At 46.2% G+C, this 20,755-nt stretch carries 1 protein-coding gene (running past one end of the window); it reads right to left on the bottom strand.

Translation table 11 applies throughout. The features are described 5' to 3' along the window. Positions 1-20,755: the 5' portion of an Ig-like domain-containing protein gene (locus CHJ_RS20155; RefSeq protein ID WP_317918794.1), read on the bottom strand. 9,314 nt of this gene lie to the left of the window's left edge; 20,755 of the gene's 30,069 nt are visible here — the first part of the coding sequence; it begins with the start codon at positions 20,753-20,755; the stop codon falls past the left edge of the window.

Raw genomic sequence — 20,755 nt, 5'->3', positions numbered from 1 at the left:
TCTCTGCGACTCGTTTGTTACCGGCAATATCGGTAACCGTCACTGAGTAGTCCGTCTCTCCACTTGGTAGTTGAAGTGATGCGTGGTTAGACCCCACAGTAGAGAGATCAGAATCATAGTCCGACAGATCCAGTGTCCACTCGGTATCACCTTTCGCAACCGCAACATCAATATTATGTTCTAACCCATTACTATCTGTAATGGTTACCGTGACGATTGAAGCATTTTCATCACTAATGGCACCACTGAATACCGGGCTAGTATTTGCCGTACGATCTGGGATGGCATCTGTGTCGGAAACCATATCAAAGTGAGTGATTTCCGGCTTAGTGCTATCCACGGAAAAACTGGCGCTGTTATCCAGGGTAATGCTCGTTTCAGTACCCGCTTTGTCGATCATTGAAATGGAGTATTGGTAGTTGCCATCCGACAAACCGTTATTACCAATTACCGCCGCAAAATCACTGGTATCGATGTTCCAGCTATAGTGACCATCAACCGCGGTACTTTTCACTCTAGTGGTGAACTCTTTGGCACTCTCTCCTGCAAGCGGATCGCTATTGACAATAGTCAGTACGACAAGTGCGCCAGCTTCACCGAAACCGCTAAATACCGGTTTGCTATTGCTACTGATATGATCTGAATTGCTGCTTCCGGTATCATTCTCAGCGGTATGTACATAGCCTTTGCTGCTATCACTCTCAACAGTACGATCAATGGTAAAAGACATATTCTCTTTTACTGTGTCGCCGTCAAACTCTTGGGCTTTAACAACCGATGGATTGCCAGCGGTATCGTAAGCGATAACATTATAGGTGTAGTCACCTTCCACAAGCTCTTTTGGATCGGCTACATCTCCGATAATATTCTCTTTGGCTAATGAAGCTGTCCAGCTGTTGCCAACAATGGTTCCTTGGTACTCGTTAACCACATCACCATTGCTATCAAGTACCACCACTTTGAGTGATTTCGCGTCATTGGTGCTGCCATCTGGGTTAGTAATTGAACCTTCAAGAACAGGAATGCTGCTAGTTACGTTATCGCTGTTTTCTGCCGCGATGTAATTGCCATCACCATAAGCAACACTGGTAGAGTCCGAGTCGTCAGTTAGGCCAGATGCAACGATAACATTCGCGGCAGAGTCAAGGTTAAACGTACCTTGAATGGTCTTACTGTTGCCCGCAGCATCTTGTGACGTGATGGTGTAAGTGTACTGACCTTCATCAGCGAACTCAGCGAAATCTGAACGGCTAGAGAGATCGATCGTCCAATCCTTAAGCTGTTGTGGATTAGCGTCATCAGCCACAGTGACAGTGGTTTGATACTGCTCAGCGCCACCATAACTAATGGTTAGTGTGACCACATCACCCGCTTCCGCCTGCCCTGTAAACTGTGGGGAACCGTTGTTTGTAACAGTATCCGCCATGGTTACTGTTAAACCATCAGACGATGTAACTGAGGCTGCACTGCTAGAATCTATTCGCGGTGCGTCAATGTTACCTGTGAGGTTGTTTTCTAAGTCCAAAGTAAAGGCAAGAGGATCGCCGCCAGCAGTAGTGGTAACTTGACTGGTCTCATTACCAGCCACATCCGTCATCTTCACAGAGTAGCGCCACTCACCCGCCGCCAATTGCTGATCACTCGCGACAGGGATTGTCCAGTCACCACCACCAGTAACAACATGTGTCACTGTTTTACTTTCTACTACGCTTCCGTTCTCTACTCGCTCTAGAGTCAGTTCTATACTGCCAGCTTCATTCGCTGTACCACTAATGCTAGGAGTACTGTCGTTGGTATAGTTATCAAAACTAGAGTCGCCTGTATCGCTGCCAGTCGCTAAACCTGTAACGGTCACTGTTGCTGCAACGTTGTCGACAATGAACTCTTTCACATCAATTGTATGTTCATTGTTGGCAGTATCGATCATGCTGACTTGATACTTATAAGTCCCGTTTTCGAGGTCTGTTGGGATAACGGTGCTATAACCATCGGTGGAGCTATCAATCGTCCATATACCCAGCTCATTTGCTCGGGTGACAATCGGCGCTAATGCTTGGCCATCGGTTCCATACAAGGTGAGTTGAACAACAGAGTTCGCTTCCGCTTCGCCATTAAAGATAGGCAGACCGGATTGAACAATATTGTCGCTAGCGATACCGCTATTAAAGGCGGCATCGTGGCTAATGTCTGCGCTTGCAGAGCCGGTAAACTCAGTATCAATCGTAAAGGTCAACTGATCAGAACCAGTAGCATTTCCACTGTTTAGCTCCGTCGCTTCTCCCGCTGAGTCATAGGCGATCACTTTATAGCTATATTCACCATCTAATTTACTCGCAGCCAGGCCATCTAAACGGATTGACCACTTGCCATCGTCGGCTAAGTCAGTATCTTGATAAACCGTTGTAACAGGCAGAGGCCCCCCCGTACGACTAACTAACACCACTTCAACTCGTACTGCACTAGTGGCAAACCCTTCTAAAACAGGATCAAGATTGGTGATGTTATCAGTAGACTCTGCCGCTTTTGGCGCAACGGCGGGTTCGGAGTCTGAGGCATCAGTTAAGCCAGTAGCACTTAACAAGTTTCCAGCAACATTAAGCTCAAAATCACCTTGAATGGTTTTACTATTACCAGAAACATCAATGGAAGTTAGCTCATAACGATACTCACCATCACCCAATAGAGACTTAATCTCATACTGCCATGAGCCGTCTGCTTGTATCGCATCACCATCAATGACAATTGGATCGGTAAATACTTTGCTGCCATCTTTGAACAGCACTAATTCAATAGAGCTGTCACCCGCTTCTAACTGCCCAGAGAACCGTGGTGTTGAATCGTTAGTCAATCGTTCAGGATTGGTCCACTCTTGGTCCGAGATTTTGACAACAGTTTCGTCTGCATTAAGTTGTACACCAGAGTCCATAGTGGCGGTCATGGTATTAACCGTATCCAACTCAAACTCTTTGGCGCTGGATTCTGCTGATGTTTGACCCGCTAAATCTGTAGCGATCACTGTGTATTGATATTTGCCGTTATCAGACAGGCTTACTGGTAGCGTGTAACTCCAGCTACCATCATCTGCGGTTGCTATCGCGTCGCTAGTAATCTTACTATCTGTTAGGGGCTCGCCGTTATCACCTACAGGAGTAACAATAAGGGTAACAAAGCCTTTCTCACTGATCTCCCCTTCGAATTTAGGTGAGGTATTATTCGTTAGGTTATCGTCTTGATGATCACCAGTATCATTGGCAGCATCATGAACCAGATTGAATGATTCTACTTCAGGGCCTGATAGATCTACGCTGATCGCTTGATCGCTGGCGATGACCTTTTGGTTGCCAGCAATATCTGTCATGGTGATATTGTATTTGTAATCACCACCCGCAAGAAGCTGATCATAATCGGCATCATCGATACTCCACGCGGCGCCAGTCGCTTGACTAGACACGGTAGTGCTTGCGGTGGCGAGCACTTCTCCACTGGTGGCATGATAAACTTCGACGCTGACTGTCGCCCCTGCTTCACCTGTACCACTAAAATTAAGGCTCTGATCGCCAGTAACGGTGGTGCCGTCAACCGCGGTCGCATGGGTCGAAGTGAGTGTTGGCGCTGGAATATCGGCTCCAGACTCAAGAACCACTTTGTTATCAAGAGTAAAGGTTAACGTTTCACCGGTGGTTGTCTCTGTAATGGTGGTTGGTGTCAAACCATCCGTTGCAGTTACCTGATAGCTATAAACACCATCATTACTGCCATCATCAATATCCAAACCGGTTAGGGCAACAGACCATTTGCCGTCAATAACCTCAGCAGTAAAGGTTGGTCCTACCCCGACAGGCAGATCTAAGGCGCTTCCATCTTTTGCTAGCAAGGTGATTTCAACGTCCATTCTACCCTGGCTGTTCTCTACCGTACCTTCCAGTACAGGAGACAAATTCGTCACATTATCCGTATTAGAACGACCAGAATCAGACGCTTCGGTTAACCCTTGAGAGGTCACGTTATTTGGGTTATCGGTATCTAGGCTAAGCTCACCAGTTATGGTGGCATCGTTGCCGGCGAGATCTGATGAAGCAATGGTGTAGACATAACTTCCATCCGATGGCAGTTCAAACGATGAACCACCCGCATTACTGACATCAATGCTCCAGTTTCCGGCAACATCAACGGTCGCTGTCTGTTGATAAACTTCCGCCTCAGTCCCCCCTTTAACCTGAATGGTTAAAGTGACCACATCTCCTGCTTCTCCTTTACCGGAGAATATCGGCGACGCGTCATTGGTGATCAATACACCCTCTTCTACATAGCCAGAATGGCCACTGTCTGCTTCAACGGAAGCGGTTAACGTGTTGTGAGTATCAAGAGTGAAGGTTTCTGACACTGCGTTACTTGTGTGTCCTGCCAGATCGGTTGCCACCACGCTGAATCGGTAGTTTCCTTCCGTGACTAAGGTAATATCATCAGCCGAAGAGAGGGCATGAGTCACTTGCCAGTTTCCGGCCGTACTTGAGGTGTCCCATACGCCATGACTGTCAGTTTTACCTTCAATGATATAGAAGGTGCCCGTCGGGTTATCGCTATCGTCCAGCAGTTCAACACGAACGGTAACCGTCGCTTCTTTATCAACCTTGCCTTCAAATTGTGGCGTTGTGTCTTTGGTGTAGTTATCCGCGGTAGAGTCACCTGTATCGCTGGTCGCAGATAGACGGATTGACTCTACCACTGGGTTATCCAGATTTAATTGGAATTTGTCGCTGTCTAACTGTTGAGAGTTCCCTGCAGCGTCGACAATACTCAATTTATATTGATACTCATTGTCGCCACTGTTCTCTATCAAACTTGCGTAATCCGCCGTAGAGAATGACCAGTTGGTTCCCGTTGCGATTAGAGTGGTCGTGCTACCTGAGGAGATATATTCTCCACTGGATGGGTTTAACTTAAGAATTTCTAACGTAACCGTGGCTCCGGTTTCGCCTACTCCTTCAAAAATAGGGCTTACCGAAAGAATAGGTGCGCCGCTGGCGGTTTCTTCAACACCATCAATATTGATCGGTCCACCAGAAAAATCGGGATTAGAAATGGTATTGTCGAGCACAAATTGACCAGAAACTTGAGACGAGTTATTGGTTGCACTAACCGCAGTAACGGTATAGCTGTACTCACCATCATTGGCGCCATTGTCTAAATCTAACCCTTCGAGTTCGACACTCCAGCGGCTATTGGCAACATCGATCGTCGCGGCTACATTTGAAGCAACCACAACACCATCCTTGTCCATCACGTCGACAGTCACTGACTTGGCCGTGGCATCAACCTCACCCTCTAATACCGGTTTAAGGTTGGTAATATTATCCGATTTTTCTATAAGTTCTCTGGCACCAAACGAATCCGATTCATCGGTTAACCCCTCGCTGGTTAGCGTGGTGACGACTTCTCTATTCACCTCCACGTCACCTTGGTAGGTTTTTACGTTTCCGGCTAAGTCAGTAGAGCTAATATGGTAAGTAAATTGCTGTGCATTGGTCGCGGCTACATTCGTTTCATAGTCAAATGACCACGCTTGTGTTGTTCCGTCACCGCGACTGTCAGTATCATCTGTCAGCTCAATACGTGCGACTTCGCCAATACCGTCGATGGTGATCACCACGGTATCTCCTGTTTCACCGCTACCACTAAACTGCAATAGAGAGTTGTTGGTTTGCTTATCCGCAAGGTCGATTGTTGTGGTCGAGCTGCCGTCACTATTCGATGAAATAGCAGGTGCGCTATCAGCGGTTAAGGTTTCAACGTTATCCAGATCCGCTGTGAGTTTATTATCTAAATCCAAACGAACGGATTGTTCGTTATATTCCGTTGTATGACCAGATAGATCGGTAGCCGTAACTTTGTAAAAGTAGTTACCTGACTCCGTCATCTGGTAAAGATGGCCATCACTATCCGTTAATGTGCCGAGATCTACCGTCCAATCACCCGTCACTTCACCTAACTGGTAATCGTGGGAATCAATAACATTCCCGTTACCATCTTTTTGATAAATGGTGAAAGTAACGTCAGATACTTCATTCACCGTTCCTTCAAACACCGGTTTCGTTACCGCAGTGTGATCATCTGAATTATGTTCACCACTATCGGAATTTGCCGCCAAACCAACATCTGTAAGTTCAGGAGCCTCGGTATCAATGATTAAAGATTGGTCTGCCAGTGTTTTGCTGTTCCCTGCATCATCGGTAATGGTTAAGCCATAGCTATAGTGACCAGACTCCAGCCCATCAGCACCAAATTGATCCGCGTGTGCTTCGGCATTAATCACCCATTGACCATTGCTTTTCACTACCGTGGTGATCGTTTCTGTTGCCCCAGAAGGGAAATGAAGAAGCAGCGAAACCGTGGCACCCGCTTCACCATAACCACTAAACAGAGGTTTTTGCTGTGATGTTTTACCATCGTCCTGATATGAGCCAGTGTCGTAGATAACACTTTGATCCAATCCACCGCTAAATTCACTACCCTGATTGGCGGTATCCGTTAATTCGGAATCATAAACAAAGCTTTTCTCAATGCTGGTACTAACATTACCCGCTTTATCAACACTCTGAACCGAGTAGTGGTATTCACCATCGGTTTTAAGATTACCGTCAACGTCTAACAAGCCTTTAGCATCAAGTACTGCGTTGCCTTTTAGATCCAACGTCCAACGACCATCCGCGGAAACAACAGCGTTTAACTCAACCGCAGGAGATAATAGATCGTCACCGATTTGAGTTAGGGTAATGGTCACCGCGGCATCTTGCTCGGATGTCCCATGCAGCGTTGGCGTCACTTTGGTTAATTGGTCGCTATTACGCGGGTCGCTGCCCTCTACTGCCGATGGTGCGGTATCGGTTATAGCGGTAAGATCATCGGCCGTAACATTCGCCACGTTATCAATGGTCAACTCGGTGAAACTCGCCGTACTTGCATTGCTATTGCCAGCAATATCCGTATAAACAAGCTTATATTGGTAGCTGCCATCAGCCAGATTATTGAGGAAACTGGCTGATGTCGCGTTTAGACCAGATGTATCTTTGTTGATGAGCCAGTTGCCTGAGTCATCCACTTCAACAATCACGCTACCCTGAAGCAAACCGCCTTTTTGCAATATCAGTTCTACGGTTCCACCCGCTTCACCCGTACCGTCAAACACAGGGTTATTATCCGATGTGTAGTTATCATCAGCACCATCAAAACCGACTCGGAATGTGTCTAGTGATGAGTCATAATCACCTGAGAAACCTGTTAGCGTTTTGTCGATTGTAAGAGTATTAATATTAGTCGGAATGCTTTCGGCATTGTCGACTTTAACGGCGTTGCCATCTGCATCAAGGTAGACCCAGTGACCATTTGGATCTTTCGCGTATAACGTGAAGGTATGATCTGACTCAGAAAGCGAGCTAGGTAAAGTTTTTTCCCAACTGACTAAGCTTCCTGACCCAGCAGTGCCGAATGTTCCAAGCTGTTGGCTAACACCATCCACATAAATATAGACCTCTGTTCCTGCAATAACAGTACCGTTAAAGGTTGGAGTATCTACCGATGTAATAAGATCCGTTGCTGGATTGTCTGCATTAAAAGTGTTGCTGTCATCGTCTAATTTACCGGTAAAGGTAACGTCCAGATCCACCACCAACGCACTGTCGGAAGTAAAGGTTTTACTGTCGGTATTTCCGGTGACATCACTCACTGAAACTGTGTAAGGGTACGACCCTGTATCGAGTCGATGGCCACTGTTGCTGCCACTGCCTATCTGAATCGACCAATCCCCATTGTCATCTGCTTGAGTCGTGTAGGTTTGGTTGTCGATAGAGAGTGTCACATCCGCGTTGGCTTCAGTTGAACCTGACAACGTCGGTTGATCTTGAATGGTTAAGGTGGCGTTGCCTGTTGATGCCTGAGAAACGGCATCCAACTGAGCGGCGATATCGTCAACTTTGGTATCAATAACCACCTTGTCTTCTAAGCTAGTGTATTCAACATTGGTCTTGTTTCCTGCGCTGTCTTCAACACTCACGGTAAAGCTATGAGCCCCTTCATCAAGGATTTGATCATCGGCGAGTTGCGCTGTCCAACTATACTTGCCATTGGCTTTGGCTGTTTGATCAATGGTAGCAATCACACTCATGCCTTGGATAACGAGCTCTACTACCGCATCTTTATCATCCACTTCACCGGTAAACAGTGGTGTCGTGTCATTAACAATATTGTCTGCTAGCGTCTTATCGGCGTGAATATCGCCACTGGCCACATCTTCTGGCGTATTGGCAACCTGTGTCATGGTTTTAGTTACAACCGGTGACACTCCATCAATAAAGACTTCCGCTTCTGTTGAATGACTGTTTCCAGCCACATCTTGTGCCGTGATGGTGTACTTGTAAGCACTATCTCGTGCCGCAATATCGATATTGGCAATGGTCCACTGTGCCATGCCATTTTCGTCAGCAACACCTGTTACCACAACAGACTGTGAAGCAATATCTGAGTCGGTAAACTCAATGGTCACTGTTGCTCCGACTTCCGCTTTACCAGTAAATAGCAGATCATCGGTAATCTTAGTCACACCGTCTGTGCTACTGCTGCCGGTATCGCTGCTTTCTAACAAAAAGCTGCTGCTGCCGTTAAGAGTAATAGCCGCATCGATATCATTATCGAGCACAAAAGAGCCCGACTGCTCATCCGCTTTATTACCCGCGGCATCAAATACATTGACCTGATAATCGATCTGTTTATCTACGGCTTGTCCTGCCGACAGATCATGCAGTACGGCCACGTCCCAACGCCCGCTGCTGTCACTTTGAGTTTCATAGAGATGACCATCAATGGTCACTTGCACAAAGCTATTGGCCTCAGCATTAATACCTGAGATAACGGGGTTAGTTACGTTAGTTTCACCACTATTACCAAGGCTGCTGTCACTAGCTGCATCCAAACTAAAGCTTCCTACGTCTGGCTTGGTGGTATCTATGGTAACGGTATTTGTTTGCGTCTGGTGATTGCCGGCACTGTCAATCACTTCAACCACGTAGGAGTAGGAGTTATCGCCATTACTATGAACAATCTGAGCAATTTTCTCTGCGTACTGAGTCGCATCAGTTAGGTTGCTAATGGTCCACGCACCTGAACTGTCCGTAGTAGTTTCAATGTAATCTGACGAGCTTGCATCCGCCGGGATATCACTGCGATTAAAATAGAAACGAATGGTGCTGTTCTTCTCCCCTGTGCCGCTAAAGACAAGGTTATCCACCAAGTTGGTGACGTCATTGCTCTCTAAATTTGTCGCTTTAGTTTCAATATCACTATGGGTAGTGCTATCTGGCGTTAAGTACTCATAAGCTGAGTCTGCGCTGTCGGCTAAATCCCCGTCGACAACACTCTTGTTGTCTATAGAAAGTGTCTCGGTTGTTTGCCCTTTAGCATCAGCAATAGAATCAACCTTCTCCACCTCGCCATTTGATTTCAGATAACCGATATTTCCGGATACATCTTGGCTATAAATGACATAATCATATTCGGCAACGTCACTCGCATCCGCTGTATCTGGCGCGGTGAGTTTATCACTTTGAGGGAGGGTAATTGTCCAGTTACCCGCACTGTCCATCGTGCCGTGTTCGGCATTGTTACTCGCGTAAACCTTGCCATTAATTGCCACATAGACAACGGCACCCACTTCAGCCAAACCACTAAAACTTGGCGTAGTATCATTGGTTAGCTGATCATCCGTGGAGCCACTATTACTCGCATCATCCAATTTACCTGTAAGTACCACAGCTTGATCCAGTGTCAGGCTCTTTGTTACTGGTGTGCTCTCATTGCCCGCTTTGTCGGTAACTTTTACCGTGTACTCAATATCTGTTGAGGTTTCACCTGCCGGAACAGACAGAGCCGTCGCGGTTCCGGACGTTAACTTATCGCTATCGGCGATGGTAATCGACCAGTCGCCATTGGCATCTGCTGTCGTTTGGTAACTACTTCCGGCAATAACAATCGCCACTGTAGCCCCTGGCTCAGTCGCGGTACCGTCACTCTGACTGCCACTAAAGGTAGGTGTGCTGGTGTTAATAACAGCGTCATTATTGCTGTCATCATCAATGGTGAATTTCACCGCCGTCACACTGCTGTCATAAGTGAAATTCTGAGTTACTGTAGAGCTGCTGTTTCCTGCGGCATCAACCGCGACAAAGCTATATTCATATTGGCCATCTTCAGTCAGTGCCGGAATATTTGTGTGATCCAGTATCCAGTTGCCATCCGCGTCAATCGTGGCTTCGACATTATCAACGTTGTAATCTTCACTGTCCGTTCCTGCTTTACCACGGATGCTAACAATGACTTTTTCCGTACCTTGTTCAACGCTGCCTTTGATGACCCAACTGTCATTCTGCTCGGCATTTACGTAACTCGCCACCGACCAATTATGGCTACTATCTTCAGCAATTCCCCCTTCGAGCCCCGTAGGTGCTTGGGTATCAACCTCAATGGTGCCATGAATCTCTTTGCTGATGTTGACATTGTCAGCGGCATCAACTGCCAAGGTGCTATTGCCTGCCGCATCCGTTGCAGAAATGGTGTAGTTATAGGTGCCACCAGTGTAATCGGCATCACCATCGGAAAGATCGATTGAAGAAATAGACCAATCCCCAGCGCTATTCACCACGGTTGTGTAGCTATGATCAGCATCCAGTCTAAGGGTAATGATGTCCCCTTCGGTGCCTGTCCCTTTAAAAACAGGTGTGCTGCTGTTGGTGAGTTGCTCTTCCACCGTCCAGCCTTGAGCACTGCTATCGGCAACGCCACCAAGTAGGCTAAGTTGAGTGTCTATCTTAAAGGTAGCAATTTCACCACTGCTGTTTTCATTTCCAGCAAGATCTGTCGCAACCACTTTATATTGATATGTGCCGTCATCATGGCTATCTAAGGTAATCTGCCATTGGCCATTACTGTCAGCAATAGCGGTGTAGTGCTTGCTCTCGGTGACTTGATTGTTTAAGTCAGTGATGTTGGTAAGCACTAAATCGATACTTGAACCCGGCTCTGTCTCACCAGTGATAGTAACAACTTGATGATTAGTCACACCATCTTGCTTTAACTGTTCGGTCGTTTTCCCGTCTGCTGCACCCGCAGTATCATCACTGGATGCCAGTTGAAGTTTGCTATGAACTGGCGCCTCACTGTCAAAAGTGACTGAACCGGTATAAGGCTCAACCGTCATATTGCCAGCTTTATCTATTTGACTAATGCTGTAGTTATAACTGTTGCCATGGGTAAATTGAGCCACTAACTCATTATAGTTTTTAGCGCTGCTATCAATTGTCCAGCTGTTGTCTGCTGCGACTCTTGTTTGCAAGGTTAAGCCCGGATAATCGGTAAAGGTGAGTGTAATCTGTCCACCCGCTTCACCCACACCAGAGAACTCTGGCGTTGTATCCGAAGTAATACCATCACTATTCAGTTGTAAGGTTTCGCCATCAAGCAGAGCTCGTCCAGTATCTGTCTGTTGAGTTAATGCTCCCGAAACAGGCGTAGACAAAACATTGTCTATAGTAATATCACCGCTTGTTGTCGCGGCTGTATTACCTGTTTTATCTATAATATCAATACTATAGCCGTAGTCACCATCCGCTAAATAATCTGGAACAGTAAAGGTCCATTGTCCCGAGGCATCCACCGTCAGTTGACCATTTGTTGCCGCATCCGCTTCACTATTTACGAAGGTATAGCTATGCAAGGTTGTGCCCGACGATTTAATAGTGACCGTTATTTGTGCATCTATCTCTGTTGTACCAGTAAATTGTGGGTTATGGCTTTGAGTAATTCCATCGCTTTGTGAATCTGCGTCTAGCGAGCCAGTATCAACACTAGCATCATGGCTTAAATGCGCGATGTCGGACTGCTGAACCGAGCTATCAACCGTTACCTTTCCTTGTAGATCACTGATATCGGAATTTGAGCTTGAAAGAAGATTTCCAGCCGCATCAATAACATTGAAACTATATGGGTAGTCCTGTCCATCACTTAATGCATAACCATCTGGCAGAGTTTGTCCCGCTTTTAGGTAATCAGAGGAGACTTGAATCGACCATTTACTTGGATCTGTCGAATCAAACTTAGCAAGGTAAGTGTAGCCATCGATGATCAACTCTACTGTTGAACCTGCCTCAGTAACACCTGAGAACACCAGTGGTAACTCATTGGTTATCTGATCACTGGTAAAGTCACTGCTGCGTCCAGAATCGGAGTCAAGTTTTGCACTAAAGCTGTCTACTTGGCTGTCGAGTTTGAACGTGTCACTTTCTGTGCTGCTGGTGTTACCCGCCTTATCGGTAACAGTGACCTGATAACTGTACTGCCCATCCGCTAATTCTGCGCGTTGATCCGGTGTTAATTGATAACTCCAACTTCCATCGGGATTGACGGTAATAGCGCTATAGCTATGTTCCGTCCCACTGCTATCTTTGATAACCAGTTCAACTTTAGAATTGATCTCTGCGTTATATTCCGTGCTGCCAGAGAAAACAAGATTCTCACCACTGTCTACTAGGTCTACGCCCGCCTGTTCACTGTGGCTACTGGCTAAATCGGCACTAATATTAGTGGCGCTATCCAAAGTAAAGCTGTCGGTTGCGGTGGTAATGTTACCAACCGCATCTTTGGCAGTAACCGTATAATTGTAAGATAAACCTGCCGAGTCAGTAGTGGTGGCTAAAGGTGTTAACCACTGAGCCTGCCAAGTCCAAGGCCCTGTATCACTAGCAGCACTTTCATCCGTGAGCGTGGCGGTAATGGTTTCCGATCCTATGGTCACCTGAATCACCGCTTGTTTGTCATCCGTTGTGCCGGTGAAAAGTGGCTTCAAGTTATTAGTGACACCGTCACTCTGACTAGATAGATCCGATGCGGAGCTACCAGAAAAGCCTGAATCGGTACTTTCATCCAACGTAGCGGTAATTGCTACTGGGGTGCGATCAACCGTAATCGTTTGATTTTCCGTACTGGCTAAAACACCCGCGATATTGGTCGACTCGACATGGTAGCTATAGCTGCCATTGTCCGTCAGTTCGCTACTGTCGAGATCTAATTGCCATGTGCCATTAGCAACCGTTGCTTCAAACGGTGTGCTTTTCCCGTCGATATAGACAAATACTCGGGCATTATCGTCAACGCTGCCTTGCAAATGGATCTCTGTTGTATCGGCGTTCACAACAGAGTCTGATGCCGATAGATCATCGCTAACATTGTGCTGATTATTAAGCACTATCGTTGCGGTTTCCGTTGTGCTATTGCCAGCAGTATCGGTATAGGTAACGTTGAATATGCGCTCACCTTCACCAGTAAGTTCAGCTAAATCGACACGCCACTCACCAGTGGTTGCATCGGCTGTGGTGGTGTAGGTGGTAGCGCCTACTACACCAACTTCTTGTACTGAAATCGCCACGCCATTTTCTGCTACACCCGAGATAGTCGGTGAGGTTTCTTTGGTAATACCATCAGCGGTTAAATCGATATTTGTTGGATTATTGACCAAATTAGCATCAGTTGGAGAAGAGTCATCCGCACTATCCAGTGCCGCATGCGTTGTAATAACTGGCGCACTATTATCGATGACAAGAGTGCCACTATTATCGGAACCCAATGGCGAGATATTTCCCGCTTTGTCTTCAGCAACAATCTTGTACTGGTAGGTAGCGTTATCCAGTAAGTTGTCGCTCTGTTTTAAAGTGATAACCCAAGAATTGTCAGACTCACCAAGCACAACCGTCTTAACAACATCGTTACTGGTATCAGCACCATCCGCTTGATTATGTAAGGTAAGAGTAACCGTTGAGCTACCCTCTGCGGTTCCTTTAAATATAGGCGTGGTACTTTGGCTGATTTCATCACTTGCCGACACCCCTGTGTCTGACGTTTCGCTATCTTCAACCTCACCAGTGACACTGGTTTCCGTATCCACTGTCATCAGTTCAGATAAGGTTGAGCTGTTACCCGCCTTATCTTTAGCGGTGAGTTCATAGCGGTAAGTACCTTGGCTTAGCGTTTCGCCATGCGCTTGTAGATCAATATCCCAACGGTCATTGTCATCAATGGTCGCGGTATAGGAGATGCCTATATCTTCCGTTACTTCGCTGTCTGTCCCTTCTCCTGAGATAACTCGCTTAACCACCAGCGTAACAGTATCTCCTTCATCTCCTGTTCCTGAGAATTTCGGGGTCGAATCATTGGTATAGTTATCAAAGTTAAAGTCTGAGCTGGCGCTCTGCGCTTTCGTATCAGAAGTGGTATCTAAACCGCCAGTAAAGTTCAACGAGTGGTCAATATTTAGCGTGCCATTAATCGCACTTGAGTTTCCTGCCGCGTCTTGAGCAACCAAGGAGTAGCTATACTCTTTTTCCGCGAGATCTGCTGGGAACTCCACATGCCAGTTTCCTTCACTATCAACGGTTGCCAGCTGTTCTGGTTGCCCATCAATAGCAAGTTTAACCGTGCTACCGGCTTCAACTCGTCCAGAAAAATAGGGAGTAGCATCTTGAGTGTAGAGAAGGTTACCTTCTGCTAAATCAGAGTTGTATTTATCATCATCCAATTGAGCGCTGAATTCAGGTGCATCAAGATCAACGGTAAAGTTCTCCCCGGCAATAGTTTTGCTGTTTCCAGCAGTATCCGTTGCTGTAATGGTATAGCTGTAATCCCCACTCACCAGCTTATCGGAAGCACTATTTGCAATGGTATAGGACCAAGGATAGTTTCCATTGCTATCAGCGTCGCTTGACGTTTCGATACCTTCAAATTGACGAGTAACAGGGTTACCCGATGCATCGACACCAGTAATGGTGATGGTAATGTTATCGCCAGCAGCATTACCCGTTCCGCTAAAGGTCGGAGTATCGATATTAGTTAAAATATCCGCCGAGCCCGCATCATTAGTTTTGGAGTCAAAATGAGTGGTGAGATCACCATCATCTATAGTGAAATCAAGTGTAATGCTTTTTTGCACCCCTCCTTCATCAGAAGAGCGGCTATTGCCTGCCTGGTCTGTTGCAGTGACGGTATAGGCAACCTCCCCTTCAGTGCGAAGTGGTGTAGTCACCTCGATTGACCAGTGATACTTACCTGTATCTGGGTTTTGCGTTATGGTTGCATCTGTGTACGTTTGTCCATCAATCTCAAGGCGAACGATGGCGTTAGGATCATTAATCTCACCAGTAAATATCGGCTCTCTTTGCGAGGTGATTTCGTCAGTGGTCACGCCGGTATTGCTGCTGTCATCAAGACCAACGGTAAACTCGGGAGCGGTTGTGTCCACCGTTAGATTGCCCGCAACTTGAGTAGCCTGATTTCCGGCTAAATCTTGAGAATCTATCGTATAAGTGTAATTGCCGTCGCTAAGCTTACTCTCTTCCGGTAGCTTAATTGACCAGATATCACCTTCAGCAAAGCGTGTCGTCACGCTATAAGCGAGTGTTCCGTCCTGATTCTTTATCACTAACGTGACATCTTGACCTGAGGCGTCAGCAGGACCGGTAAAAGTAGGTTGAGTCTCTGTTGTTAAAATCTCATCAGGGGAGATATCTAAACCCGCTAATGGTGCGGTATTGTCGATATCGACAGAAGTACTGGTTTGAGCAGAATTACCAGAACTGTCCGTTGCTGTCGCGGTATAAGTATATTGGCCATCCGTTAACGCAAGCTCTGTGGTGATAGACCATGGCGCAAATGACTGAGTCACACCATCGACTTCTAACTCAACCACATCAGTGTTAGCGACTGTAGTAACAATTGGCGTACCTACAGGGTTACCATCAGCGTCGGTAATCACCACACGTATGGTGTTACCTACTTGACTTAAGCCACTGATTTTTGGCAACTGATTTGAGGTGATGTTGTCATTAAAAGTGGCATCTGTTGCTTCATCTACACCTGACAGACCTGTTTCTGATTCTTTATCCAGATCCATATCAAGGATCTTAGGCAGGGCTTTCTCAACAGTGAAGTTACTGCTAATTGTCTCAGAGTTACCCGCCTTATCTGTTGCTTGGAGAGTGTAGGTGTAGTTAGTTTTATCGGTTAAACCTTGCAACAGAGCCGTCGCACTCGCGTAGTCAATGATCCAACTGCCATCATCACTCACTGTGGCATCGATAGCGTCAGTCAAGGTTACGCCATTGAACTCCGTTAACTTAACGCTGCCACCGGTTTCAATCTTGCCACCAAAACTCACTTCTGTTGAGCCTAAGTAGGTTTTGTCGTCCGCAATGGAGACGGTCATGCTGGAATCCAGCCCACCACTCCAGACCAATTGCGAATCCACCGTTACCGTTCCAGAAACCTCAGCTTGATTGCCGGCGATATCTTCACTAGTCACGGTATAGTCAAACTCTTGCGCACCGGTTTCAGCATCCACCGATGTCGCCGCTAAACCTGTAACGTCAATGGTCCATTTTCCATCAGACACCGTCGTTGAGTAGCTTTGACCATTAATATCAAAGGTAATGCTGGCACCATCTTCTCCCGTACCAGTAAAGGTAGGAGACGTCATGTTGGTGTAGTTATCCCCTTGAACCCCTGAGTCCGAACTTACAAACCCAACGGGAACATCGGTAAAATCAGCCTCAGTTTGTAGGTGGGCAGTAACTTGAGTTTCAGTATCTACCGTTAAGGTATTGGTCACACTGGCGGTATTACCTGCCACATCAATTTGTGTCAGAGTAAATGACTGATCGGATACGTCACTCGGTAAAGCATCAGTAACAGAAATCGTCCAGCTACCATCTGCTTCAGCCGTGGTTTCATATTTATGGTTGTTAATCTCCAACAGCAAAATAGAACCCGCTTCTGCGCTTGCTGCACCACCACTGAAAACAGGTGTGAGCACCTTGGTGATTAAGTCCCCTTTTACTCCTGAATCGGATGCTTCACTCAACAGTTCACCTGTTGGAGCGAGAGTTTGTTGATCGATGGTAAATGACTGTTCTGCCAGTGTGCTCTGGTTACCCGCTTTGTCTGTTGCCACCGCAGTAAACGTGTGCTCACCGCTGGTTTGAGCATCCAGTTGCAATGACCAGGCAACGACTTTATTGCCATTCACATCGGTTGTAACAACCAATTTACCATCGGCATCTCTGTCGAGCTCAGCGGTAATTGGCGTGCTGTTGCTAGGATCATCTAAGAAAACAACCACACTCTCTATATTGTCAGCGTCAACCGTGCCACTGAGCAGAGGTGTTGTATCTCTGGTTATGCCGTCCAGATCGTTATCAGTGTAATCACCTTTGATCGCCTGTATTTTGCTTAGCTGACCATCGGCATCGGAGACAAGATCACTTGTTGCATCCAGTGACCCCGTTAAAGGTGTTGGGTTCTGCGTATCTATTAATAGCGGAGTCGCCGCTGTTGTCACAGAGTTCCCGGCAACATCTGTCGCATTTAATGTGTAGCTGTAGCTCCCATCGGCAAGGGTGCCATCATATTCACCATCATCGGAACCATCTGGATTTTCACCATCATCCAAACGAATTTGCCATGTTCCATCATCATTGACGATCACCTGTTTCTGGATCGCAGCAAGATCAGGATAGTCAACATTTTGAATGGTTAAGGTAACCGTATCTCCTGCATCACCTAAACCTGAAAATAGTGGGTTATTCACATTGGTATTGCCATCACCCACAACAGCCGAATCGCTAGTACTGTCTAAGCCGCCTGCTAATGTTGGCTCGCCAAGATCAACCGTTACCTTGTATTGCTGGTTATCATTAAGCGTGGTCTCATTGCCTAATGGATCGGTCGCCTTAACAGTATAAATATGAGTCTGATTGTCACTTGGTAGAGCATCGGCATCTGGAATGGTGATTGACCATGTACCATCGCTGGTATCGGACGCAGCAAGTGTGTATGTTTTACCATTTATGGTCAGCGCGACGGTACTCTCAGGTTCTACCGTACCACTAAAGGTTGGCGTATCATCTTTGGTGATCACATCATCTAATGCGCCACTATTCGAATCATTATCCAACTGAGCAGTAAACGGGATAACCTGAGTATCTAAAACGAAGTTTTGACTGGATGTTGAGGTTTCATTTCCAGCAATATCAACCGAAGAAATACTGTAGCTATAGTTACCATCAATCGTTTCTCCCGACAGTGATAACTGTGATGGATCGAGGTTAAATTGCCATTCGCCGCTATTATCCGCATCCGCATCGGCGGCTACAGTTAGCTGTTGTGTGTATTCAATCTCTTTATTACTGTCATCCAACCCTTTGATGGTTAATGTCACTGTGGCTGACTCTTCTGCACGGCCAGTAATAACATGTATGTTGCTGTTAATCTTGTCGTCTAGCGGCGTAACTATGTCAATGCTGGTAGAGGTATCAATGGTAAACGTATCATTTATTTCTGTGCTGTTACCTGCTACATCTTTGGCTTGGATAGAGACATCGTACTCACCTGAATTCAGCAGGTTAACCAAGTTTGTGTTGCTGTCATTTTTAGTGAGATCAACAGACCACAACTCACCAACAGCCTCGGTTTGGTAGCTTTGAGTATAACTGCCATCTTTCGCTGTCACCGTCACTGTTATTTGAGAACCTGCTTCAGTGGTGCCCTGTAGTACCGGTTTTTGATTTGAAGTTATGTTGTCATTAACGAGCTGGTTATTTGTGTTACCAACAGGGGCAGAATCGGTGCTTTCCGTCAATCCTAAACTGGTGACAAAAGGGGCCAATGTATCGATAACTAGCGTCTGTTCTTGTGATGATGAAACGTTGCCGGCAACATCTTCATATTCAAAGTGATAGCTATAGCCATCACTATTATTCTCAATATCATTGTCAATAAATGCCGCAGCAAAATCACTGGAGTCTTTATCAATCGTCCAAACACGCTTCCCATCAACCATCGAATACTGACTTTCAGTTGGCGTAACTGTATAGGCAATGCCATCAATATTAATAACCAGTTTAACTGTTGCACCTTCTTCTAGAGTGCCGGTAAAGCTTAGCTGTTGGTCACTGTATCTGGTGATGCCATCATTCTGGAATTCACCTGTATCGGATGTTGCTGCAAGCGCACCTTGAGTATCCTCTACTTGAGTATCAAGGGTAAAATACGTTGACGCATCACTAACGGTTTCAGAGACATTACCCGCTTGGTCAGTCGCAACCACTGAATAGAAGTACTTCCCATCATCGACCCCATTTGATAACGCTACCGTTATCGACCAGAGGCCGTCTTCACCGACTGGTGAGGATTTATAGTCAACACCATTGATGGTTAAGGTAACAACTGAGCCTTGTTGAGAGGTTCCTGTAAAGGTAGGTGTTGTGTCTGAGGAGATTTTATCACTGTGTCCAGTTGTGCTTTCATTAAAGGTGGCAGCAGTATCCGACTCTTCCGTCAACACCACGGTTGGTGTTTCCGGTGTGGATGTCATGATCACCAGTTGCTCGGTGACGGATAAGTCTTCACCTGACTTTGATGTCGTCGTTGCTTCAATTTTGTAACTACCATCGGCGTATACATCAGCAAGCTCTACCGTATACTTTCCTGTTGAATCTGCCGTTACATATTCTTCATAGATAATGATGTCACTGCTGTCTGTAGCAACAAAATGAACCCTAGATCCCGGCTCAGACTGACCATTAAAGGTGAGGTCGGTGTTAATGTTGGTAACAAAATCACCCAGTTTACCGGAATCATCCTCTCCTTCTAACAATAGGGTTAAGTAAGCAGCTGACTCTGAATCAATGGTTTTACCACTGCCATCATCCACGGCTTTTCCTGCGCTACTAGACGAGCTAGAGCTAGATGAACTCGAAGAGCTGCTTGAGGTCGAGGAGCCGGAAGAGTTGCCTGTCTGATTGGGTAATCCTGTGGTTGGAGTCGGATTTGTGTTACTGGCATTAGCAACCGCTGCATCACTAGCATCTTGCTTTGACTCTATTAACGCTTCAATAGCATCAACCAACACAGTGTTGGTACTGGAACCACCAATACTTTCGCCACCAACCGATCCTGTTTCTACATCAACCCCATCACCTGCTAATTCGACGATATAGTCTTCAACATTGTGCTGGCCGTCAATTTCACTGTTACTAATGATCGCTTCTGCCAAGCCAAATAGGTCTTCTCGCTCAGCGTCAACCGCTGCCTTTTCCGCTTGCTGGGCTTGAGCTATTTCTGCTAGTTCTTTTCTCTCTTGCTCAATAGCCAGTTTTTGGGCATCTAGGGTCGACTGTAGCGAAGACAACTGGGCAAATTGCTCCGCTAAAGCTTGCTGGCGCTCAAGTGCTGCTTGAGTAATGGCTTTGTTTAATGCTTCTTGAAAAGCTTGATCTGTTGTTCCATCTTCTAGTTCACTGGATATACCATCACTATTTAATATTCCAAGCTCATTCTCAAGGCCTTGTAACGACTTATCACCATCACCTGTCAGTTCATCTTGACGACTTCCTTCACCAGCGAGGTCCCCTTTAACTGAGTCACCTGTTGCATAAAGTTGGTTTTCTAGAAAAACACTCGACGCTGTCTCTAAGTTGATTCCCGTCTGATTAATAAGATCGTTCATAGAGAACTCGCCTTCTCGAGTTTCTACACTCAAGTCGCCAAGCGCTACGGCTACAACACCATCTTTAATCACCTCAACATCACCATTCGCCAAGGTAATTTCGATGTCGAAACCTTTAACATTAATATCGGAAATAGATTCAACTACAACTTTTTGCAT

Source organism: Vibrio sp. MACH09 (assembly GCF_033238805.1).
Classification (GTDB): Bacteria; Pseudomonadota; Gammaproteobacteria; order Enterobacterales; family Vibrionaceae; genus Vibrio.
The sequence above is the reverse complement of the archived record's forward strand: the minus strand, read 5'-3'. Positions and strand labels throughout refer to the sequence as shown.